The organism is Alkalispirochaeta americana, from assembly GCF_900156105.1.
In the GTDB taxonomy this organism is placed as follows: domain Bacteria; phylum Spirochaetota; class Spirochaetia; order DSM-27196; family Alkalispirochaetaceae; genus Alkalispirochaeta; species Alkalispirochaeta americana.
Genome location: NZ_FTMS01000001.1, coordinates 125,128 through 148,033 on the forward strand (window position 1 = coordinate 125,128; position 22,906 = coordinate 148,033).

Sequence of the window (22,906 nt, forward strand, 5' to 3'; positions counted from 1 at the left end):
CCCTTCCCGTATATTTTACATCAGTAATTTTGTGTCGGCCCTTTTGGTCAGTCCTTGGGGCAGAGGTTCAGCTCGTTGGACATTGCGCCTGGCGTGCATCAAGATGTAGCGGACATCTCGATGTGCAGACATCCAGATACAAAGAGGTGAGAATATGGCAGTGACCAGTCAATTCAAATCCGAACGCCTGGCGTTGCGGATATCGCTGGTCGGTACGATGGTGATGGCGGGATCTGACCTGGTAGTGGGCAGTCTTGTCAATTCGAACGCGATTCTTCTGGACGGAGTCTTCTCGCTCCTGAGTATGGGCATGACCGGCCTGAGCCTGTATACGGCCTTTCTGATTTCCAAGCCCGACGACGATTATTTCCAGTTCGGCTATGCCCACCTGGAACCCCTGATCAACGTGGTGAACGGGGTGTTTATCCTTTCGGCATGTCTTTTTGCCTTTGTTCAGGGCCTGCGAACGCTCTTTATGGGAGGCCGGGAGATCGCTCTGGAGTTCGCTCTGGCCTACACCGTTTTTACAACCCTCTTCTGTTTCGGCATTTTCTTCATCGAGCGTCATATCGCCCGGGTGGCAAACTCCGAGATCGTCCGGGTTGATACCCAGGAATGGCTTGTAGACGGGATCCTGAGCGGCACGATCCTGGTAGGGTTCTCGGTAGCTCTGATCCTCTCGTTTCGGGGATACGCTCACCTGAGCCCCTATGTGGACCCCGTGCTGGTAACGGGGATGTCCCTGGCAGCGTCGATCCTTCCCTTCAAGGTGCTTCGACGAAACTTTGCCGAGGTTCTTCTGGTGGCTCCCGAGGACAAGTATCAGGAATCTGTGGAGCAGCTGATAAAAGAACTCTGCAAGAAATACAAGTTCCAGGATTACACCTGCCATCTGGCCAAGACGGGGCGCGAGTACGATCTGGAGATTAACTTTTTGATCCACGATGAGGAAAAATGGTCCACGCGCCGGCAGGACCGTGTCAGAAAGATCATTTGGGATAAAACCCGCAAGCTGGGCATGAAGACCTGGCTCACCGTCAGTTTCACCATGGACAAGCGCTGGCTCTAGCTGACGCTTGCACCCCTGGTACGGCATGAATCTTTCGGACATAGCGGCTATGATAGGCGGCATGAACATCCAGCTTTACGATCAGCGGGAGCAGGCGCTTCGGGACAAACTCAAGGCCGCTCTCAGGACGATCGACCCCGCCATGTATGCCACCTGCCGGCTTATGGAGTCGGAGTTGGGAAATCTTTCCCGTGTTTTCTGCAGCTATCCCTCTATCCTGGATAACCAGCATTTCGGCGATGAAATCCACTCGGTGGATACGCTTATCGAGCGGCTCTTCCGGGACGGTTGCGATCATACGGTCCTGCTGCCCACCAAGGTCATGGTGGGGCGAACCTTCACAGTGGCCAAGTTCAATTTTTTCGGTTTTCTCAGGAAGGTCTGCGCCCGCTACGGAGCACTCGCTGAATACGAGGAAGAGATTCAGGCCCTTTGGGAACACCTGCTCTTCTCGTTGCTTATTGAGGATGTTTACCAGGTCATTATCGAACGAAACGGATTCTACTCTCCGGAACTGCGCCGGGAAGCGGCCCTGGAGCTGATCCACCTCTGGGAATACCGCTTTGATCAGACCGTCACCGAGTATGCGCCTGCCGTGGTGGAACTCTGGCGGGCGCGGCTTCAGATCGCCCCGGTCTTTGGCACCATGATGGGAACCATGGAACTCATGCGGCTCTCGTCGCTTCTTTCGGAACGGTGGTACCATTTTCTGGACGAGTTGGGGGAGAACCGGGAGGTACAGCAATCTCTGGAAGAGTTCGTCTTCGGGATTGTTCACGAGGAGGTGTGCCTGGTCCGGGAAACCATGGAGCGCCGGGGAATCACCACTGTGAATCGTGAGAGTCTGCAGGAGATGCTCTCCCAGGAGGTTCCCCTGGAGCCCATTCAGGGAGACGACCCCCGCGAGATGTACCGCTTTTATCACCGCCGCAGCCGCAGGATACTCCGGCGCCGGATCGCAGGGAACGAGGGGCCTCAACGAACACTGGAGGAGATTCTTCTGGTTTTTTTGGTACAGCACCGTCTTGCCAGCAGGAAAACCCGCTCGTGAAAACCCTGTCGTGAGAAGGCCTCTCGTGGAGATCCCCCCTGTGAAGAACCCTTCGAAGAAAAGGCAATGACAATAATCATTTTTTAATCAAAAACGAAAGTGACAAATGTAACTATGCTGTTCTGAAACGAGCCGTGGTATAATTCGGCACGTTGGTGTTGTTCCGGGATGATCTTGTCCCGGAGTATGTTGTTCCAGGAACAGCAGGCGCCGTGAACAGACTGTTCCGGAAGGCCTTCCTGTTCCACAAAAAAGGAGAACCCGATGAAGAAACTGTTTGTTGTTGCAGTGATGGCCCTGGCCCTGACCGGTGCGGTCTTTGCTGGAGGTTCACGGGAGCGGGGCGCGGCCCTGGAACCGATCCCCTCCTCGGAGTGCCCGCCTGCGGCACGGGGGCACTTCGATGCCTTCTTTTGTGATAAAGACGGAGACCTCCTGGCTGACATGCCCGAGGACGAGCGGTTCTGGCTTGATCCCCAGACCCTGGTTTTTGCCTATACTCCCGTCGAGGACCCTGCAATCTACGAAGATATGTGGCAGCCCTTCCTGGACCACCTGGCAAAGGTGACGGGACGAAACGTCCAGTTTTTTAGTGTCAGCTCCTACACTGCCCAGGTGGAGGCCATGCGAGCGGGCCGGTTGCACATAGCCGGTATCTCCACGGGGCCCACGCCCTTTGCCGTGAACCTGGCGGGATACGTTCCCATCGCTATTATGGGTGGTGCCGATGGCCAGTTCGGTTATACCCTGCAGATGTACGTTCATGTCGACAGCGATCTCCATAGCCTGGAGGATCTGAAGGGCAAGCGGGTTGCCCACGTGACTCCCACGTCCAACTCCGGCCATCAGGCTCCCATGGCGCTCTTCCCCGAACACGGCTTGACCCCCGGGGTTGATTACGAACCGGTCTTTTCCGGCAGCCACGAGAACTCTGCTCTGGGTGTTGTTGCCCGTGACTACGATGCAGCTCCTGTGGCATCGGAGGTTGTGGACCGCATGGCAGAGCGGGGGCTTTTTGATCCCGCCGATGTGCGGATCATTTTCGAAACCGATCCCTTCCCCACGACCTCCTACGGGATTGCTCACCGGCTCCATCCTGATCTGCAGGAGAAAATCCGCGAGGCCTTCTTCTCCTACAGTTTTGCAGGAACCCCTCTGGGTGACGAGTTTGAGGTGGACGGATTTATCCCGATCACCTACAAGGAGCACTGGAGAGCGGTACGCACGATCCAGGAGCACAACCAGGTTCGGTATCGCCTTGAGGATATCGATTAACCCTTTTCTCCCTTCTTGCGGAGCGGGATATCCCGCTCCGCCCTTATCCCCCTACAGTATGGAGTGACACAAACAATGCTGAAGATAACAAACCTGGAGAAGAGCTACACAAAGGGAGCCCCCGTACTGAAGGGGCTTAATCTGACAACGGATCACCGGCGGCTTACGGCGATTATCGGTTCTTCCGGAGCGGGAAAAAGCACGCTCCTGCGATGTATCAATCGTCTGGTAAAAGCCGATTCCGGGTCGATCGAGCTGAATGGGACAGAACTTCTGTCCCTCTCGGGCCGAGCGCTCCAGGATTCGCGGCGCCAGATCGGAATGATCTTCCAGGCCTACAATCTCGTGGATCGTCTGACGGTAATGGAGAACGTCCTCTCGGGGCGCCTGGGATACACCGGCTTCTTTCGCGGTGTCTTTCGCAAGTTTCCCCAGGAAGATGTTGACCGGGCCTACGCGCTCCTGAAACGGGTGGGGCTTTCCCAGTACGTGAACAAACGGTGCGATGCGCTCTCCGGTGGCGAGCGGCAGCGGGTTGGTTGCGCCAGAGCGCTGATGCAAAACCCGCAAATCCTCCTGGCCGACGAACCCACGGCATCGCTGGACCCAAAAACATCGGAGCGGATCATGGAGCTTATCGCCGGTATTACCGAAGAGCTGGATCTTCCCGTTCTGATCAATCTCCATAACGTTCCCCAGGCCACCACGTACGCCGACAGAATTCTGGGGCTGCGCCACGGTGTGATGATCTTTGACGGAAACCCCGATGAGCTCACCGAAGACTGGCTCGAGCAGATCTACGCGGGTCACGAGGATGATCTCAAGAAACAGATGAAAGTTGGGTCAGCGGAGCACGACGATGAGTGAGGCAACTACGCAGTATCGATGGCGGCGTCCCCACTTTATAGAAAATCCCTGGGTGCGTTACACCGTCCTGCTGGTGACGGTGCTGTACCTGATCTTTGCGCTTCAGATGGTGCAGGTCAGCTGGCAGCGTGTCCTGGACGGGATACCCCGGGCGTGGAACATGCTTCGCATGGCGTTCCCTCCCGATTACGGTTCGCGGGGCCGCCTGATCGTACGGGGATTCATAGAGAGTTTCCAAATGACCGTGATAGCCACGGCGGGCGGGGTGCTCTTGAGTATTCCTATCGGGTTTATGGCGGCCAAGAACATAGCACCCCTGCCGGTTTATGTGGTGGGGCGGCTCATTGTTGTGGTAAGCCGCAGTTTGCATCCTGTGGTCATGGGTGTTCTCTTTGTGGCGGCCGTGGGCTTTGGTGCGTTTGCGGGAATCCTTACGCTGATTATGTTCACCATCGGGTTTGTGGGAAAACTTCTGGCCGAGGCGATCGAGGAGATCAAGTTTGGCCAGGTTGAGGGGGTTCGATCCACCGGGGCAGGCTTTCTTTCCGTTCTGGTTTATGCAGTTTTTCCCCAGGTTCTCCCCCGGCTTGTGGGGCTTTCCATGTACCAGCTGGATATTAACTTGCGTGCCTCGGCCATCGTGGGGCTTGTTGGAGCAGGAGGAATCGGGGGAACGCTGAACACTGCCTTTGGCCGCTATGATTACGCTACGGCTTTCGCGATTCTTCTTGTCATGGTGGCTCTCATCCTGGTCACGGAGGGAATCAGCGGTTATCTACGGAGGCTGACAAAATGAGTACAGGCAACAACGGTTCCACGCTTTCACAGATGTCCCGGCCCGAATACTACCAGTGGTTTCGCTTTACCCGGTTGCAGAGAATTGTTCGAAGTATCAGCTACATCCTGGTGGTGGCGCTCATGTATTGGGCCCTCTCCACGGTGAACATCTTCTGGCCCTGGGTCTGGTCGGCGCCTGCCCAGATCGGCGATATGATGTTTCGAATGTTCCCGCCCTCGCTGGTGCAGCTCAACCCGATCCTGTACGCCCTGGTGGAGTCCATTAATATTGCGTTACTGGGCACGATCATCGCAATCATCCTTGCCCTCCCTGTGGCGTACTTTGGGGCCCAGACGGTGACCCCCAACAGGGTGACGCTCTGGCTTGCGCGGTTGATCATTGTGGGAACCCGCTCGGTCGATACCCTGGTCTGGGCACTGATCTTTGTGGCGGTCTTCGGTCCGGGTTCTTTTGCGGGAATCATGGCCGTGGCGTTTCACTCGGTCGGGTTCTTGAGCAAGCTCATCGCCGAGGCAATCGAGGAGATCGACTGGGGGCCCATCGAGGCACTTGAGTCGGTTGGGGCGTCCCGGGCTCACGTGATCGCCTACGGGATTGTTCCCCAGGTTATTCCCAGTTTTTGTGCGATCTCGATCCTGCGGTGGGATATTAATATCCGGGAATCCACCGTTCTTGGTCTGGTTGGGGCCGGAGGTATCGGGCTTATCTTTCAGGGTGCGATCGATCTCTTTCAGTGGAACACGGTCTCCATGGTGTTGATCGTGATCGTTATGGTGGTCTTTGCCGGTGAGGTGATTACCAGCATGGTTCGGCGCAAGCTGATCTAGGAAGGGTGATCAAGGCGGTGCAGGGGGTTTCCCGGAGCTGGGTCAGCTCTGGAGGAAATCCCTGGCTGTGATGATCAAGAGACCAAATAAAAACCCCGGCGGGATATCCCGCCGGGGTTTTTTATTGTTGCAGTGAGTATGGATCCGGGAGGATTGCCCTGGGGCAACCCGCCGGATCACACCATCAGGCGTCGGAGAGTTTCTTCAGATCCTCAAAGCGACGCTTGTTGTCTTTCTTGGCCAGCTCGTGCAGGCGGGCAGCCTCTTCAGGCTGGGAAAGTTCCAGAGCCCGGTAGCGGATCTCCGCACCGGTGTAGACGTTGAAGTCCACCGTGGTCTCGGGAGTCTCCCACTGGAAAGGGGCCTTTCCGGCAAGCTCGTTGGCGGGGTTGAAGCGATAGATTGGCCAGTAACCCGACTCGGCAGCGTTTTTGGACTGCTTCACGGAGTTTTTCATGTCGTAGCCGTGGGCGATACAGGGGCTGTAGGCCAGGATAATGGACGGTCCGTCATAGGCTTCCGCCTCCAGGATCGTCTCAAGGACCTGGTCCCTGTTCATGCCCATGTTCACGCTGGCCACATAGACGTGCCCGTAGGTGGTCATCATGAGCCCCAGGTTTTTCTTGCCCGTCTTTTTTCCGTCGGCAGCGAACTTGGCGATCGCTCCCCGGGGGGTGGACTTGGAAGCCTGGCCTCCGGTATTGGAGTAGACCTCGGTATCCATGACCAGAACGTTCACGTTTTTCTGCTGCGCCATGACGTGGTCCAGACCGCCGTAGCCGATATCGTAGGCCCAGCCGTCACCGCCGAAGATCCAGACCGAGCGGTCCACAAAGTAGTCGCCCAGCTCGATGATCTTGGCCAGGACAGGCTTGGTCTCGGTGGTGGCGTTTTTCAGCGCTGCCGGGAGAAGCGACCTGGTCTGGTCTGCGGCATCTTTGGCCTCGCGGCTTACCGATGTCCAGAGGTCAAGGTTCTTCTTGAGCGACGCTGCCAGTTCTCCCGTGGTGCCCTTCTCGAGGAGTGCCTCCACGTTGTGCTTCAGCTGGTTCCGGTGAGCGTCAATGGCCAGGCGCATTCCAAAGCCGTACTCGGCGTTGTCCTCGAAGAGGCTGTTTGCCCAGACAGGACCGCGGCCCTTGCTGTCGGTGGTGTAGGGTACGGCCGGGAAGGTTCCTCCGTAGATCGAGGAACAGCCCGTGGCGTTGGCGATCATCATCCGGTCTCCGTAGAGCTGGGTGATGAGACTCACGTAGGGGATTTCTCCACAACCCATGCAGCTTCCGGGATACTCGAAATAGGCTTCCTCGAACTGGGCGTCCAGGGCCTGAACCCGTTCGCTCTTGGCGGCCCACTTGGTGGTAACCGGTCCGGGGCGTCCGCCCATTTCAAGCCGCTTGGTGCCCGTGGGGATCTGTCCGTCCAGGGGCATGGCGCTCACCGGGATATCGTCGCCCTTCATCTTCCAGATCGGCTCCAGAATCTTTCGGCCAAACTCGCTGCCCGATTCGGGAACCAGGACGGTTTCGGCGACGGACTTTTCGGCCTGTGCGGGAATGGGGACTTCCTTCACGGCGTCAATGGCCATGTCGATGGCCTTCCAGTTCTTCTCGACGATTTCCTGGCCCTTGCTGGTAAACTGCTTCTCCACGTACTTCTTCACCAGCTCGATCGCCTTGTCGGGATCGATAACCTTGGCAAGCTTGAAGAAGGCCACCTGCATAACCGTGTTGATCCGGTTGCCCAGGCCCGCTTCCTTGGCCAGTTTGGAGGCATCCACGGCGTAGACCTTCACCTTGCGGTCCAGGATGGTCTGCTGCATGGAGGCGGTAAAGGTGGAAAAGACATCCTCCGGCGCAGCCGTGGTGTTGATCAGGAAGGTTCCTCCCTGGGAGATTCCCTCGAGGATGTCAAAGCGTCCGATATACTGGGGCCGATGGAGCGCGATGAAATCGCTGGTGGTGAGGAGGTATTCCGACTGGATCTTCTCTTTTCCGAAGCGCAGGTGGCTTACGGTGAAACCGCCGGACTTGTTGGAGTCGTAGCTGAAGTAGGCCTGAACAAAGAGGTCTGTCTCGGCTCCGATGATCTTGATCGAGTTCTTGTTGGCACTCACGGTACCGTCGGAACCGTAGCCCCAGAACTTGCACCGCACGATACCTTCCTGCTCGGTGTCGATTACATCGCCCACGGGAAGGCTCTTGTTGGAGACATCGTCGTTGATACCTACGGTGAAATCGTGGGTTGCTGCGCCGTCGGCGTGATCGTAGACGGCCTTGACCATGGCGGGGGTGAACTCCTTGCTGGAGAGACCGTAGCGACCACCGATGATCTCAACGTCCCGGCCCCGCAGGGAGTGAACCACGTCCAGGTAGAGGGGTTCGCCCGGTGCGCCAGGCTCTTTGGTCCGGTCCAGGACCACGATTTTTTTTGCCGAGGCGGGAATTGCCTTGGCGAGATCCTCGGCAGACCAGGGGCGGTAGAGGCGGACCTTCAGGAGACCCACCTTTTCTCCCTGTTTTACCAGATGGTTTACCGTCTCCTCGATCGTCTCGACACCGCTTCCCATGGCGATGACCACTTTCTCGGGGTTGTCGGCACCGACGTACTGGAAGAGATCGTAGGTGCGGCCCGTTTTCTCGGCGAAGAGCTTCATGTACTTCCGGATGATCTCCGGGGTGGCGTCGTAGAGGTTGTTCACCGTCTCCCGACCCTGGAAGTAGACGTCAGGGTTCTGGGCGCCCACCTTCACCATGGGCTTCTCCGGGCGAAGCGCGTTGGCGCGGAACTGCTCCACGTGCTTCATGTCGAGCATGTCCCGGAGGGTGTCGTAGTCCAGCTCCTCGATCTTTTGCATGGAGTGGCTGGTCCGGAAGCCGTCAAAAAAGTGAACAAAGGGGATTCGTGATTCCAGGGATGCCAGGTGAGCGATGGCGGCCATGTCCTGGGCTTCCTGTACGTTGGCGCTGGAGAGCAATCCGAAGCCGGTCTGGCGCACGCCCATGACATCGGAGTGATCCCCGAAGATGGAGAGAGACTGAGCTGCGATGGAGCGAGCCGAGACGTGAAAGACCGTGGGAAGGAGCTCCCCCGCGATTTTGTACATGTTGGGGATCATCAGGAGCAGACCCTGGCTGGCCGTAAAGGTGGTGGTCATGGCCCCTGCTGTAAGGGATCCGTGAACTGCACCGGCGGCACCGGCCTCGCTCTGCATTTCGATGATTTCCAGGGGTTCCCCGAAGAGGTTTTTGCGACCCTCCGCGGCCCAGGCGTCAGCGAACTCCCCCATATTGGAGCTGGGTGTGATGGGGTAGATCGCCGCCACCTCGCTGAAGGCGTAGGCGATTCGTGCCGTCGCCTCGTTTCCGTCGAGTGTGATAAATTTTTTCGGCATATTTCTTCCTTTATCTCGTGATTGTCGCCTCAGGCCATGCCGAGATACTCGGCGCGGGAGCCGACGGTTCGGGAGATTTGATGGGATAACTATAGCTCTCTTTACCGTTCAATGCAAGCGTGATGATGTTCTCCGGGATCGTTTGTTGTTCCCGATTTCACGATAACCGGCCTGGTGGCCTGGCCGCAATTTTCCCTTGCCGGGGGAGCTCCTATTCTCTATTCTGGGGGAATGACGAGCACACTTGTTGATCTTGTACAGGAGTTGTACCCCGACGCTCCAGACCTAGTTGAGCGCATTCAGGGACTGATAGATCGGGTGCGGCCAGCCCTGGAAGAACATCGGAGTCATTTTTCTTCCCTGCCGGGGGAGTTCCCCCTGGAAAGCGGCGATGCCCTGCTGGTATTGACCGGGAATGTCTCTGGCGGGACCGATCCGGAGCAGCTGCAGTACCTTCTGGAAGAGGTCTGGGAGAACACTTTCTCGGCCATTCGCCTTCCTTCGGTGGCCGATTTCTCCGACGGGGCACCGGGAGAGCTGGCCAGGGACTATCGGCTCATGACAGATCTGACCCTGGATACCGAGGGAACGGCGGAGCAAGGTCTGGTTCTGCTGGAGCAGCTGCTGAAAGATCTTTCCCGGGGGGTGCAGATTCTCGGGCTTTCCCTGTCTCCCGAGGGTTCCCGGGAGGGGTGCTTTATCAGGAAGGTGTTAAAAGAGGCCGATCCGGGGCTTCTTCTGGCGGGTGATCATTCCCGGGGCGACGATCTGGCCTGGCCCGGGGGCGAACCCCGGGGAGGTCGAGAGCCCCTGGGGGAGGTTTTGCTCGAAGCGGTCCTGAAGGAGGACACCCGGGAACTGCAGGAGTGGATTCTGGCGCTGCCCCAGCCGGAAGGGAGCCGGACCTGGATCAACCAGGTGCCGCTTCTCTTCAGGGGTGGTGAAGAAGGCTTTCGGGTGGATGAAAACCTCCCTCTGGAGCAACAGGCCCAGAGCATTCTCTCCCTTCAGACTCTGCAGTGTTCCCTGGCAGGGGTTCCCGCTTTTGTTCAGGTCCCGGCCCTTCCGAATGCACCTGATGGTGCCGACGGAACGGCCAGTGACGATTTCCGGGAGCTGGCCGGGCTGGTACTTCCGCACCTGGGGCAACTCCTGCAGATACGCTTTGGGGAGCCTGCCTTCGCTCCCCTGAGCCCCCAGCGGGTGATTCCTGCTGATCCCCGGCTCATGGTACTGGAGCGGGGCGGTGGCGGGGACAGTTCGATACTCTGCCTGCAGAATCTCTCGCGGGACTCCGTGGAGTTTCGCGATCGTCTGGACAAGTATCCCTGGCCCGAGAGCGGCGTGGTGGAAGATCTTCTCACGGGGGATCTTCTTTTTCCATCCCGGGAAGGGCCTCTCTTTTCCTTCGAGCTCCAGCCCCGGGAGGTGCTATGGCTCCGCTTCGGAGCGTCTTCCCCAGGAGAATCCGGCCCAGGAGAATCCGGGCTCTCGGGCTGATCGGGCTCCCCGGCAATGGAACGGCACCCGGTCAAGGGGGAGTCAACGGATAAGCCGGGATATATCCTTGAACTCCGGGGCGGCACTGGACCGGGTGAGCTCGAAGAGAATCGACTCCGTCGTGGTCAGGCGAGCTCCCTCCTGCTGAAGGCGGAGAAGGGCCGTCTCCCGGTCCCGGGGTGTCCGGCTGGAGACAGCATCGACGGGCACCACGGGGATGAATCCCCGTTCAAGCAGATCCAGCGCCGTCTGGAGCACGCAGACGTGGGTCTCTATCCCCGCAAGGATGACAACCTTCCGGTTGAGACCTTCCAGATGAGCCATGCAGGGGTCGTCGTCGCAGCAGCTGAAGGAGGCCTTCACCAGGAGGGCCGCCTTCTCGCCGGCGGCATCCCGTACCGAGGGAAGGGTGAAACCCAACCCCTGGGGGTATTGCTCTGTCACGGTCAGGGGAAGGTCCAGCAGGGTTAGCCCCTTGCAGAGGGTAACGATCCGCGCTGCGGTTTGATCGGCCTGATCCATAACGGGAAGTATCCGTTCCTGAACATCGATAATTACTGCCATTGTATTGTCACGGGTAATGCGCATTCTGCTATTATGAAGGAATGAACGAACTTGTTGAACTCCCGCCGCTCCTCTCTCCATTCCTGCTGGAGCCCATGAGACTGGGGGTGCTGGATCTGCCTTTTTCGCCCCTCCAGCTGGTGCTCGAGTTCTTTTTGCCCCTGCTCCTGGTGGGAGCGCTCTTGCGAATAGTCTTTTTGATCCTGCGGGGCTTCATCCGGGAGCTGGCAATCGCCGATCCAATCAAGGAACGGGCGGAACGGTGGACCCACCGGGTAACGCGCCTGGCCTGGATCACGACGATCTTTCTTCTGGCCTCGCGTTTGCTGGGAACAGAGATGGTCCGGTGGATATCCTTCGCCGTGAAGACCCTGAATCAGCCGTTTTTCCAGTCCGGGGGGACATCTATCTCGGTGGTGACGTTGCTTCTGGTGATTCCTGTCTTCTACTTTGCCGGATGGTTTTCCAGGATCACCCGCCAGTCTGTGGAACAGGGGCTCATGCGCCATCTGAATCTCGATGCGGCCCGGGCTTTTTCGCTTTTGAGCGTTGTCCGGTTTGCTGCCATGGGCCTGGCTATCGTGGTGGGGCTCAGTGTTATTGGAATCAATCTCTCTTCTCTGGCGGTCCTCTTTGGTGTGCTGGGTATTGGTGTCGGCTTTGGCCTTCAGGATGTGGTGGCTAACAGCTTTGCCGGGATCATCATTATTCTTACCAGGCCTATCAAGGAGGGGGACCGGATTCTGGTGGGCTCTCTCGAGGGAACGGTGCAGCAGATCAAGTTCATTCACACCATCGTGAACACCGTGACCAACGAGACGCTGATCATCCCCAACTCGGAGATAACCAGCACCGCCATGCATAATTATTCCTATAACGATCTCTCGATTCTGCTGCTGAACGCGGTCCAGGTGAGCTACTCCAGCGATCTCGACCAGGTGGGGGAGGTGTTGCTGGAGGTGGGGCGACGCTGCCCCTTTGCCGTTCCCGGCAAGGAGCCGCTCTACCGGGTGGTCTCCTTCGACGATTCGGGGATCACCCTGCGCCTGGGAACGTGGATACGCGATGCCCGGGAGCGCATGCCTGCTTCAAGCTGGTGCAATCTGGAGATCTGGAGAGCCTTTCGGAAGGAGGGGATCGAGATTCCCTTCCCCCAAATGGATGTGCATGTGCGCAGCGGAGTGGCTGGGCCGGTTAGTCCTGCAGACTCTTCTCCAGGAGAGCCTGAAGTTTCTCCTGATTCTCTTCAAGGATCGTTGCCAGAGTAATGGTTTCAAGGTACTGCAGAATCTGGTCAGAGATGGTTTTCCAGACGCTGCGGGCGATGCATTGTTCGGTTTTGCTGCAGGGGTCTGAATCGTCTTGCGGATCCGCTGATTCAGGCAGGGTGCAGGGAGTGCAGGGGGTCAGGTCCAGCCCCTCTTCCACGGCAAGAAAGATAGCTTTCACCGTGATCGTTGCCGGGTCCCGGTGAAGCATGAATCCGCCGCCTGGTCCGCGAACGGAGTTGATCAGGCCTGCTTTTTTCATCTTGAAAAAGATCTGCTCCAGGAACTCCGGGGATATCTTTTCTTCTCTGGCTATGGCTTTGATAGGCTTGGGTTTTCCCTGGGATGTTGCCGCCAGGTTGATCAAGGCCCGCAGGGCGTAACGGCCTTTTGTGGTTATTCTCATGGTTTGCTCCGGGGATAGGAAAAATATTTTCTGCAGTATAATAAGTGCGAGGGAAATACTCAAGTTTGTTCGGCCGTCTGTCGGCAGGAGGAGAGGGTGTGAAGGAGATACGTTTGGAACTGCGGCCGGAGGGCCTGCGGGAGGTATTGCAGGAAGCGCCAGAGCCCCTCTCTTCTCATGGAGTTTATCTGGTGGCTCGCACCTGGCAGGGCGACAAGGTTCTGGACCTGGACGGACACTTTCAGCGGCTTGAGGATTCCGCTCGTGCCCTGGGGCATGATCTGCACGTTCCCCGTGAGCAGATCCGCTCGATCCTGGCAAATCACCTTCCTGGAAGATATCAGGAGTCTCGGGAGTCTCGGAAGGCGGGAGATATCCGGTTTCGTGTGGCCGCTATGCTGGAAGACCCTCCGTGGTACGGGATTCATCTTGAGGAGGCGCGACCGGTTCCCCCGGAAATTCTCCGGGAAGGAGCCCGGTGCCGAATTCAGCGGGGAGCGGCGCGAAACCAACCCGAGGTGAAGGCTGTTTCCTGGATACACCGCCGCCAGGCCTTCTGTGCCGGAGGGGCTGAACAGGGGGGTTACGAGTACCTCCTTACCGATGATCAGGGGCGTATTCTCGAGGGGGCTACCTCAAACGTCTACGCCGTGATGGATGGAGTCTTGCGGACCGCCGGGGAGGGAGTGCTCCAGGGGATCGCCCGAAAGATCGTCCTCCGTACGGCCCGGGACCTCCTGCCTCTGGAGCTTTCTCCCGTGAAGGAGAATGACCTGCCTCGGGTGAGGGAGCTTTTCATCTCTTCAGCAACGCGGGGAGTGGTCCCCGTGAGCCGGATCGACGATCATCTGCTGGGGCCTCCGGGAGAGATTACCCGGGAGATTTCGTCCCGTTACAACCGCTGGCTTGCGGATCATCTGGAACCGCTGGTTCTGCCCGGAAGCAGGACTGACTCAGGGTAGAATACTCCCGGGATGTGCGGGGCCAGAGGGGCAGGAGGGCCAGAAGTTCTGCGAGGATCATCGCCGTGGCACCCCAGAGGGGCCGGGAATCCAGGATGTAGGCGGGGACGGTACGGGCAACTCCGTGAACCATCAGGCGTGCCGTGCCTGCCTTTTCGGTCAGGTGAGCCGGTGAGATGAGAAGTATCCTGGCTACCTCCCGGGGGTTGGGGGAGAACCGGATGGTTTCAAGGGGGCTCTCGGTAAAGGCGACCACGGGGGTTACCAGGTAGGAACTCACCGCAACGGTGAGGGGAGAGAGGCTCCCCATCACGGTGCACCGCCCGGTTTCCAGGCCTGTCTCTTCCAGGGTTTCCCGAAGTGCTGTCGCTGTGAGGTCTGTATCCTGCTCCTCCCGTCCCCCGCCGGGAAGAGCAAGCTGCCCCGAGTGGGGGCCTCCATCGCGGGAGCGCTCTATCAGGGGTATCAAAACCTCCAGGCCGTCGGGGCTGTAGCGGGGGATCAGCACAATAAGGACGGCGCCCTCCCGGCAGGATCCGGAGTGAGTCCGGTGTGGATGTGCTCCGCTAAAGGGGGCCATCTGCTTGTGGGCACGGTATCCCGGGAGGTTTGCTGCGGGACCGTGTAAAGGTGCCTGGAGGGCACCAAGCAGGCGATGAAACTGCTGCTCCTGGGTCATGGGTAGAAAGCTACTGTCGGGGTGAGGGAAAGATCAAGACGCCGCTTCTGATTTGTCGTGCCGGTCTTTACAAAGGTCCCGGTTCTTTCCATCATAGCGTATGCAAAGTGAGAATCGTTTTCGCAATCTGTCTCCCCTGGATCATCGGTATTATCTGGCAAACCAGGCTCTTTTTGACCGTCTGGCCGATATTCTCAGCGAAGAGGCCTCTGTGGCGCAGTGCGTTCAGGTAGAGGCGGTATTGTTGCGGCATCTGGTTTCCCATGTTCTTCGCGAAGATGCCCGCAAGGAGGAGTACCTTGAGAAGATCCGGGATCTGCCCCGCCGGGTCAGTGCCGGGGAGGTCTACCGGGAAGAGGAAACCACGCGCCATAATGTGCGGGCTATCGTAAATGTGATCCAGCGCCACCTTCCGCAGGAGATTCAGCACCTGGTCCACCTGGGAGCAACCTCGGTGGATATACTGGATACAGCAGCGGCGATCCGGTATCGCGAAGCGACGCAGCAGGTGGTGGTGCCGCTCCTGCTGGACCTCCAGGAATTGCTGATCAAACTGGCCGAGGATGAGGCTGAGACGGTTTCTATCGGGCGCACCCACGGTCAGTATGCGGTTCCGATTACCCTGGGCTTTGCCATGGCAGAGTATGTCTCCCGTCTGGGTGACAGCATTGCCAGAATCGCCGAAGCAGCGGGCGATCTTCGGGGAAAACTCGCCGGTGCCGTGGGGGCATACAACGCCACCAGTGTTCTGCATCCCGATCCTGAAGAGCTGGAGCGGCAGGTTCTGGCCGATCTGGGGCTTGCCCCGGGGGAACACGCCACGCAGATTGTGAGCCCCGAACCGCTCCTGCGGCTTCTTCTGGAGATGAACACCGCCTTTGGGGTGGTGGCAAACCTCGCCGACGATTTGCGGCACCTACAGCGTTCCGAGATCGGGGAGTTCTCCGAATATTTTGCCCAGGGTCAGGTGGGATCCTCCACAATGCCCCACAAACGCAATCCCTGGAACGCCGAGCATGTGAAAAGTCTCTGGAAAGCCTTCTCACCCCGGGCCATGACCTGGTTCATGGATCAGATTTCTGAACATCAGCGGGATCTTTCCAACTCTGCCTCGGGTCGTTTCGTGGTAGAATATGTAGCAGGTTTTGTGGCGGCTCTGGAGCGGATGCGTTCTATCATCGAGCGTCTCCGGGTCGATCGGGGCGGGATCGAGCGGAATCTTCGGGAGGGTGCCCGGCGGGTAATTGCTGAACCGCTATACATCCTTCTTGCTGCGGGCGGAGTTGCCGATGCTCACGAGCAGGTGCGGCGTCTCACCCTGGCGGCTGATGAGGGGCAGGGCGAACTCCTTGAACTGGTGCGGGCCGATGAGGCGGTGTGGTCCACCGTTTCTGCCACCTATCGGCGTCTGACCGGGGGAGATCCGGAAGAGTTCTTTGCGGATCCTTCCCGCTACACCGGTCGAGCCGCTGCCCGAACGCGCCGGATTTGTGCAAATCATCGAGAACGGGTGGCTCAACTTCGCAAAGACAGTCCTTCCTGAGGGAGGGCGGGCCGCTTGGTTCAGGGAGGAGGGTAACGTGAAGATTCTCATTGTCGGTTCCAGCGCCCGGGAGCACGCCTTTGCCTGGCGCCTCTCTGCAGGTGACCCCTCGGTGGAGGTGACGGTGGTCCCGGGTAACCCCGGGATCGCCCGGGAGTACCGGTGCCTGCCGACAGAGGTCACACCTGATCTCCTGCGTCAGGAAGCCCCCGATCTGGTGGTGGTAGGCTCTGCAGCCCCTCTGGTAGCGGGGCTTGCCGACGAGGTTCGTCGCCTGGGTATCCCCGTCGTGGGGCCTCCTGGGGAGGCCGCACGCCTGGGAGACAGCAAAACGGCGGCCAAGGAGATGATGGTTCGTCACGGAATCCCCACGCCCTCCTTTCGCTCCTGCACCGATACTGAAGAAGCTCTTGCGGCGGTGGATGAACTGGGTATCCCCGTGGTTGTGAAGGCCGATGGCCTCACCCGGGGATCGGGCGTGACCGTCTGCACCTCCCGGGACGCCGCCGAGGTCGCCATCGACGGGGCTCTGCGGCAACGTCGCTTCGGGGCGGCCGGCGAGCGGGTCGTTATAGAAAAACATCTGCGGGGAGACGGAGTCTCGCTTACCGTCCTGGTTGATGAATCGGGCTACCTCCTCATGCCCGTTGCCCGCAGTTACGAACAAGCAGGAGAGGGCGGGCAGGGTCCAAATACCAGCGGAATGGGGGCGATTATTCCCAACCCCGCCGTCTCGCCGGAGATTATCCAGGTTATTGAGAGTCGGATCATCAAACCCAGCGTAGAGGCAATTCACCAGGAAGCCGCCCCCGGGGCCGGCGCTTACCGGGGATTTCTCCACTTCGGTCTGATCCTCACCGGCGATGGCCCCCAGATGGTGGATTACAAGATCCGTTTTGGCGATCCCGAAGCGCAGGTGACACTTCCTCTCCTGGAGGGCAACTTTGCAACGTTGCTTCTGGGGCTGGCCCGGGGGAGGCTCATGGAGGCTGCCCGCGAAGCCTCTTTCGGGGTGCGCCCCGGTGCTGCCTGTTCGGTGGTGGCCGTTTCAGCGGGGTATCCAGGCCCGTCTGCCCAGGGAGAACTGCTTCGCGACGACGGGGGCGGGCCTGATGAAACCCGGGCGGTCTTTTACCACGAGGTCCGGGAAGAAAAACAGATCCTTTCCACCGCCGGGGGACGGGTCTTTACGGTCTCTGCCGTGGGTGACGATCCAGACCAGGCACGACTCCGGGCGTATCAGAGGATGCTGCAGATATCCTTTCGGGGGATCTCTTTCCGGCGCGACATCGGCGGGGATGCGATTATCTCCCGGGTGATGGAAGAGGGAACGGTCTTTTTGCCCCAGTTCAGCAAACGGGGGGGGATACTCCCGGTGGTGGTTCAGGAGGCTGACAGCGGCGACATTCTGATGGTGGCCTACGCGAATGCCCAGGCCCTGGAACACACCCTGGCCTCGGGGCGTGCCGCCTTCTGGAGCACCAGTCGAAACAAGCTCTGGATCAAGGGCGAAACCAGCGGCGACACCCTGACAGTGGAAGAGGTTCGGGTTGATTGCGATCAGGATGCCCTTCTTTATCGGGTCCGTCTGAACGGGCAGGGTGTCTGCCACACGCAGGATCTCCATGGAAACCACCGGAGGCGGTGCTTTTACCGATCCCTGCAGGATGATGGACAGCTCTTCTTCGACGAAGGCCCCGGACCGAAGGGGTGCTGTTCTTGAACCACACAAAGCCTCCCGGCGAGGAGACTCCTCTCCTGGATCGCCTGGACCCTCTCCTGGATCGCCTGGAACAGTTGGCGTGGCTGAAGGAGGTCCCGCGGACGGGCTGGGTTTTGCGGGGCGTGGAACGCCCCGAGTCCGTGGCTGATCACAGCTGGGGGACGGCACAACTCTGTTTGCTTCTTGCTCCGGCAGGCGTAGACCGCTTTCGTGCCGTGGCCATGGCTGTGGTCCATGACATCGCCGAGGTTGAGACCGGTGATATTCCCCGAAGGGCATCTGCCGATGCACAGCCTCTCTCGACGGTCAGAAAGGAGCAGCTCGAAGAGGCTGCCCTGGAACGACTTTGTCGGGATGGATTGGACGTGCCTGGAGGGATATCCCCCGATCTGGCGTCGGTGGGAGAGCTTTGGCGGGAGTACGCCCGGGGCGAGACGGAAACGGCTCGCTTCGTGAGAGACATGAATCTGATCGATATGTGCCTGCAGGCTGTTGTGTACGAGAGAGGCCGTCGCTATGACCCCGAAGAGAACCAGCAGGCCTTTCCCGACTATCCTCGTCTGGAAGAGTTCTTCGCTACCAGCAGGAGCCGGTTCTGTACAATTCTTGGCAAGCGTCTGTTTGGTGCCCTGGAGCTACGATACCAGAAGATCCTCGGCGAAGGCCACGGTGAAACCTAGCCCCTCGGGGAGAGTGTTCTCCTGGCAGGTGCCTCGCAGTTGACTTGCCAGGACCTCCAGCATATCGGGACAGCCCTCGTGCCAGGTCATACTGTTCGTGGAGCCCCCTGCCGGTGATGAGAGTTCATCGGCCGGACAGCTTCCGGTGATTGTGAGGACCAGCTGCTCCTCCCGGGCGACCAGAGAGACGGTGATGGCGATGCGTCTTGTTCGTTCCGGTATCAGGCGTTCCATGATTTCGGTAATGATCAGCGAAAGAGGAACGGCCGAGCGCATGGGCAAAAATTCTGCCTCCACGTGATAGGAAACATCGGCGGTTACCCGGTATTCCGGGGTGGTGAGACCCAGGCAGATGATCCGTTCAAGCAGGGGCCGGGCCTTGATTCGGGAAAATGATTGCTCCAGGTAGAGCTCGTCAAAGACCTCGCTCACCGCAGCGATCCTGGTGTCCACGTGAAGGGGGTGGCTGATGCGGACCAGGCTTGCCACCAGCTGGAGATTGTCCCGAACCCGATGCTGTACCTCGTGGAGCAGAGCCTGGCGTTCGTCTTCCAGGTGTCGCCGGGCTGTGATGTCTGTGAGGGCCAACTGGATTCCCATGATCCGGTTGGCCCTGTTCCGAAAAGGGCTGGCATGGACCTCCCCAATGATCTCGGTGCCGTTGGGTAACACCACGGGAACCTCCCAGAGATTTGTCTCGGGGGTTTCCCCCGCGAGGAACTCCGCCAGAATCTCCGAGAACTGTTCCCGGGCCTGATCCCGGTGGGAATCGGCAACGTAATCCCAGGGTTTGCGGCCGAGCATTTCCTGGGGGGATCGTCCTATCATGCGTCGGCAGGAGCGGCTCACGTAGTTGATAAACCCCTCCTGGTCGGTGGTGCAGATCAGGCTGCTCGTGCTCTCCACGATGTTCTCGTAGTATTCCTCTGACAGGAGCCGGTCCGTTACGTCCTGCCAGAGTAGAGTGGTGCAACAATCCCCCCGGGGAGGAGCGGATATTCTTCGGGCCCGCACAAGCCTGGTGCCTCCCGATGCAAGGGGAACCTCCACCTCTACAGCCAGGGTCTCCTGGTTCTCCAGGAGAGAGTCAAAATTTTGGCGGGTCTTGGGGTGGAGGAAGGTCTCCAGATCGCGCCCCAGGATGAGCTCTTCCGGTCTCTCCAGAAGATTGCTGAAGGCAACGTTCATCCATATCACCGTCCGGGATGTATCGACCCGGCAGATACCGTCAGTAATATGATCCAGAATCTTGTCTGTCTCAGCCTTGAAATCGATCAGTTCCCGGGTGATGTGGCGCGAATGGATCTCATCGGCTCCCACAACGCGACCCTTCTCGCAGATGGTTCGCATCTGCTCAAAATGGGTAATGGAGTCCTGGAGGTATTTCAGGGTGCTGGCGATGGGCCCTTTGGCGATATAGATGTCGCAGGGCACGGCCTTGCGAAGTTCCGGAGCCTCCGCTGCCACGCCGGAGATCACGATGGTCTTGAGATCGGCCCATTCCGGGACGGCGTGGATGATTTTCAGCAGTTTCTCGCCGCTGATGTTGGGCATGATCAGGTCCGTGATGAGGATATCGGGGATCTCTTCCTCAATCGCTCTGAGGGCGGCAAGACCGCTGTCGGCGGTTCGAACCTGGTATCCCAGTGATTCCAGGCCGATGCGCAAGAGATCAAGAATGTCCGGGTCGTTATCGACTACGAGAAGGCGTGCCATACAATTAGTGTGGTACCATACCCGCTTTTTTACATTCTGTCACCATACATCCTTCATATATCCTTCATTTTAAAGTCCGGGACATAAAGTCCGGGACATAAAGCCCGGACCACAAAGCCGGACGGTTTATTTTCGGTAGGCCAGGGCCCGGGTCTTTTCGTAGCCAAAGAGCTCGTCCCGCTTCAGATCGCCCGGTTCCACGGTTTCGCCAAAGGACTCCTCCAGGCGTGCCGCAAAGGCATCGCGAAACGACTCCAGGGAGGGCCGTTTTCCCGTGAGCTCCTCTACGCTGGTCAGGGGCTCCACCACTTTATCCTTGACCTCGGGTGTTACCCAAATGACCTTGAAAAAATCCTCTGTCTTCAAGGGGCCCAGGAAGCAGACTGTGTTGATTACGTAGAGATTTTCGATCTCCGAGACCAGGATGGTGGCCAGTTTTCTGCCCCGGGCACGGATGCTGCCCCGGTGCTTGTACCAGGCCTCATGGGCGCCCAAGTCATGGAGGGTTTTCTCCAGCATCTCTCCCACCCTGCGAAACGCCTCGTCTCCGTCGGTGAAACGGCTTTTTTCCACCACGAACTGAACGTTTACCGTTGCCTCGGGGCTGACAAAGACCAGCGTCCGCTGGCCCGCCAGAATTACCTGTTCCAGGGCGGGAACCTCGTCACGGATCTCGTCGAGAAGACTGACAAAGTTGGCCAGAAGGATGATCGCTCTGGCACCGCAGTCGTTCAGGATATAGGCGATCTCCCGTCCTTTGTACATGGCATTAAAGGGAACGGCCGTGGCCCCCAGTTTCTGGATTCCGTAGAAGCAGTAGATGAACTCCGGAATATTGGGGAGCATCAGGGCCACCCGGTCTCCCGGCTTGATCCCCAGTTTTTTCAGGCCGTTCGCCACACGGTTGGCGCTCTTGTCGAGTTCGCCGTAGGAGATTCGCCGGTTTGCAAAGCGGATCGCTTCCTTGCGCTTCAGTTTTCTGGCAACTTCCTGGAGAATTTCTCCCAATGGTGCGGGTTCTGTTATGATTGGCTGGTTAGACATGGCTGGAATCCTCCCGATTGATGAGTCGATCGTCCTGGGCCTCTCCGCGCAGTTCCCGGCGCAGAACCTTTCCGGCAGCGCTCTTGGGCAAGGCCGGGACGAACTCGAAGAGTTTGGGTACCTTGTAGGGTGCCAGGTGGGCTGTGCAAAATTCAGAAAGCTCCGCCTGGGTCAGGTCCTCTTCTTCCTTGAGAACCACAAAGGCTTTCACCGCTTCGCGGCCCCGCTTGTCCTGGACCGCCACAACGGCCGATTCCTGCACCGCTCGATGGGTCGCGATCGTCTCCTCCACCTCCCGGGGCGATATATTGAATCCTCCCCGGATGATCAGGTCCTTCTTCCGGTCTGTAATAAAATAGTAGCCGTCGCTATCGCGATGGCCCAGGTCCCCCGTATGAAACCAGCCGTCGAGGATCGCCTCTTCCGTGGCTTCGCGGTTGTTCCAGTACCCCCGGGTGACCACAGGCCCCCGGATCACGATCTCTCCCTCCTGGTTGTCAGGAAGCAGGGTTCCTTCTTCATCCATGATCGCCATCTCGATGCTCCCCGCAGGAGGACCGATGGACCCCTCCTTGTAGGCCTCGCCGCTGGGGTTGAGCGAGACCGCCGAGGTTGTCTCGGTGAGTCCGTATCCTTCGTTGATCCGGGTCTGGAAGAGTTCTTCAAACTCCTGAATCGTTGCCACAGCCAGGGGGGCTCCTCCGGAGATGCACCCTCGCAGAGATTTGGGGATGCTCTGTTTTCTCACGCGGGCGGATTGCAACAAATGCTGGTACATCGTGGGAATCGCTATCAGCAAGGTCGCTTCCTGTTCGGTTATGGTGGAGAGGAGGTTTGCCGGAGAGTAGTGGGACACCAGGGCCATGGAACAGCCGTTAAAGACCGATGCCACCAGTCCGTTGGAAAGTCCATAGACGTGAAAGAGAGGCAACACCAGAACGACCCGGTCTTCGGTGAGCATCTCCATCACCGAGGGAACCACCTGGGAACACTGAGAGTAAAAATTGGTGTGGCTCAGCATGACACCCTTGGGTTTTCCCGTGGTGCCCGACGTGTAGAGCAGGACCGCCGGTTGATCCATATCCACCGATTCGGCGGTGAAGGAATCGGAAGCCCCGGTCATGAGTGCGTTCAGCGAGACCGTATCCACGGGCTGCGCCCCGGAGCGGCCGCTTCGGGGCTGGCGCGCCACGTCGATTCCCTCTTTTTTTGCCGTTTCCTGATCAACCGAAAGATCTGCCCCGGCGATGATTCCCTTGCGGGACACTCCCTGGATCACCACCGTATCGGGAAGCTGATCTTTGGAGAGCATGTATTTCCCGGCGATTCTTCCCTCGGCCAACCCTGTCGCGTAGGCCAGGATGTCGGCGGCGTCACCCGAGGGGTTAAAGATGAGTCGCATTCCCCGGGAGCCGGGAGTCCTGGACTCCTCCTGTCGGGACGCCTCTTGCCGGGAATCCCTCTGCCGGGGAGTCCTGGGGGTCTTCCTGAAAAAATTGAAAGCCATCGTCTTGATCCTCCTCCCGGAGTCTTCCTCCG

Annotated in this window: 19 protein-coding genes; 12 read left to right on the plus strand and 7 right to left on the minus strand. The window is 58.8% G+C overall.

What is annotated here, in order from left to right:
* The first annotated feature begins 154 nt into the window (after nt 1-154).
* The 6 genes from BW950_RS00530 (at nt 155) to phnE (BW950_RS00555) (ending at nt 5,888) form a co-directional block, all read left to right on the plus strand.
* The gene (locus tag BW950_RS00530; protein ID WP_076487337.1) at nt 155-1,069 is read left to right on the plus strand and encodes a cation diffusion facilitator family transporter; all 915 of its coding nucleotides are present in this window, start codon (nt 155-157) and stop codon (nt 1,067-1,069) included.
* 61 nt (nt 1,070-1,130) lie between these two features.
* Nucleotides 1,131-2,120, plus strand: coding sequence for a hypothetical protein (locus tag BW950_RS00535; protein ID WP_076487338.1), 990 nt, complete (start codon nt 1,131-1,133; stop codon nt 2,118-2,120).
* 264 nt (nt 2,121-2,384) lie between these two features.
* Entirely contained in the window at nt 2,385-3,395 is a 1,011-nt protein-coding gene (phnD, locus tag BW950_RS00540; protein WP_076487339.1) for a phosphate/phosphite/phosphonate ABC transporter substrate-binding protein, read from the plus strand.
* A 75-nt stretch (nt 3,396-3,470) separates the two neighbouring features.
* On the plus strand, nt 3,471-4,262 hold the full coding sequence (phnC, locus tag BW950_RS00545) for a phosphonate ABC transporter ATP-binding protein (RefSeq protein ID WP_076487340.1): 792 nt from the start codon (nt 3,471-3,473) through the stop codon (nt 4,260-4,262).
* On the plus strand, nt 4,255-5,058 hold the full coding sequence (gene phnE / locus BW950_RS00550; protein WP_076487341.1) for a phosphonate ABC transporter, permease protein PhnE: 804 nt from the start codon (nt 4,255-4,257) through the stop codon (nt 5,056-5,058). The genes phnC and phnE (BW950_RS00550) overlap by 8 nt, the downstream gene beginning before the upstream one ends.
* Entirely contained in the window at nt 5,055-5,888 is an 834-nt protein-coding gene (phnE, locus tag BW950_RS00555; RefSeq protein ID WP_234968990.1) for a phosphonate ABC transporter, permease protein PhnE, read from the plus strand. The genes phnE (BW950_RS00550) and phnE (BW950_RS00555) overlap by 4 nt, the downstream gene beginning before the upstream one ends.
* Nucleotides 5,889-6,072: 184 nt before the next feature.
* Here the strand turns inward: phnE (BW950_RS00555) and nifJ are convergent, their stop codons facing one another.
* Nucleotides 6,073-9,282 carry a pyruvate:ferredoxin (flavodoxin) oxidoreductase gene (gene nifJ, locus BW950_RS00560; protein ID WP_076487342.1) on the minus strand — a complete coding sequence of 1,070 codons (3,210 nt, stop codon included), beginning with the start codon at nt 9,280-9,282 and terminating at the stop codon, nt 6,073-6,075.
* Nucleotides 9,283-9,513: 231 nt separating this feature from the next.
* Here nifJ and BW950_RS00565 point away from each other — a divergent pair, with 231 nt between their 5' ends.
* Complete coding sequence (locus tag BW950_RS00565; protein WP_076487343.1) at nt 9,514-10,782, plus strand: alpha-amylase family protein; 1,269 nt, start codon at nt 9,514-9,516, stop codon at nt 10,780-10,782.
* A gap of 42 nt (nt 10,783-10,824) precedes the next feature.
* On the opposite strand, the gene BW950_RS00570 is transcribed toward BW950_RS00565, so the two are convergent.
* A complete protein-coding gene (locus BW950_RS00570; protein WP_159438693.1) occupies nt 10,825-11,346 on the minus strand; it encodes an isochorismatase family protein in 522 nt (173 codons plus the stop codon).
* Nucleotides 11,347-11,387: 41 nt separating this feature from the next.
* Here BW950_RS00570 and BW950_RS00575 point away from each other — a divergent pair, with 41 nt between their 5' ends.
* Nucleotides 11,388-12,614, plus strand: coding sequence for a mechanosensitive ion channel family protein (locus BW950_RS00575; RefSeq protein WP_083943614.1), 1,227 nt, complete (start codon nt 11,388-11,390; stop codon nt 12,612-12,614).
* Here BW950_RS00575 and BW950_RS00580 read toward each other — a convergent pair.
* Nucleotides 12,541-13,020: an RrF2 family transcriptional regulator gene (locus BW950_RS00580; protein ID WP_076487346.1), complete on the minus strand. Its 480-nt coding sequence runs from the start codon at nt 13,018-13,020 to the stop codon at nt 12,541-12,543. The genes BW950_RS00575 and BW950_RS00580 overlap by 74 nt on opposite strands.
* 98 nt (nt 13,021-13,118) lie before the next feature.
* Between BW950_RS00580 and BW950_RS00585 the strand changes: the two genes are divergently transcribed.
* Complete coding sequence (locus tag BW950_RS00585; protein WP_076487347.1) at nt 13,119-13,982, plus strand: aminotransferase class IV; 864 nt, start codon at nt 13,119-13,121, stop codon at nt 13,980-13,982.
* Here BW950_RS00585 and BW950_RS00590 read toward each other — a convergent pair.
* Nucleotides 13,891-14,661, minus strand: coding sequence for an NUDIX hydrolase (locus BW950_RS00590; RefSeq protein WP_076487348.1), 771 nt, complete (start codon nt 14,659-14,661; stop codon nt 13,891-13,893). The genes BW950_RS00585 and BW950_RS00590 overlap by 92 nt on opposite strands.
* A 100-nt stretch (nt 14,662-14,761) precedes the next feature.
* Here BW950_RS00590 and BW950_RS00595 point away from each other — a divergent pair, with 100 nt between their 5' ends.
* The 3 genes from BW950_RS00595 to BW950_RS00605 are packed head-to-tail and all read left to right on the plus strand — an operon-like array spanning nt 14,762 to nt 18,607.
* Entirely contained in the window at nt 14,762-16,204 is a 1,443-nt protein-coding gene (locus tag BW950_RS00595) for a lyase family protein (RefSeq protein ID WP_076487349.1), read from the plus strand.
* 37 nt (nt 16,205-16,241) lie between these two features.
* Nucleotides 16,242-17,927 carry a phosphoribosylamine--glycine ligase gene (gene purD / locus BW950_RS15275; protein ID WP_076487350.1) on the plus strand — a complete coding sequence of 562 codons (1,686 nt, stop codon included), beginning with the start codon at nt 16,242-16,244 and terminating at the stop codon, nt 17,925-17,927.
* The gene (locus BW950_RS00605) at nt 17,924-18,607 is read left to right on the plus strand and encodes an HD domain-containing protein (protein ID WP_200796769.1); all 684 of its coding nucleotides are present in this window, start codon (nt 17,924-17,926) and stop codon (nt 18,605-18,607) included. The genes purD and BW950_RS00605 overlap by 4 nt, the downstream gene beginning before the upstream one ends.
* On the opposite strand, the gene BW950_RS00610 is transcribed toward BW950_RS00605, so the two are convergent.
* From BW950_RS00610 to BW950_RS00620, 3 genes are all read right to left on the minus strand, one after another.
* Nucleotides 18,563-20,323, minus strand: coding sequence for a response regulator (locus BW950_RS00610; RefSeq protein ID WP_076487351.1), 1,761 nt, complete (start codon nt 20,321-20,323; stop codon nt 18,563-18,565). The genes BW950_RS00605 and BW950_RS00610 overlap by 45 nt on opposite strands.
* 126 nt (nt 20,324-20,449) lie before the next feature.
* Nucleotides 20,450-21,367: an AMP-binding protein gene (locus BW950_RS00615; protein ID WP_076487352.1), complete on the minus strand. Its 918-nt coding sequence runs from the start codon at nt 21,365-21,367 to the stop codon at nt 20,450-20,452.
* Nucleotides 21,360-22,874, minus strand: coding sequence for an AMP-binding protein (locus tag BW950_RS00620; RefSeq protein ID WP_076487353.1), 1,515 nt, complete (start codon nt 22,872-22,874; stop codon nt 21,360-21,362). Before BW950_RS00620 ends, BW950_RS00615 begins: the two co-directional genes overlap by 8 nt.
* Nucleotides 22,875-22,906: the final 32 nt, after the last annotated feature.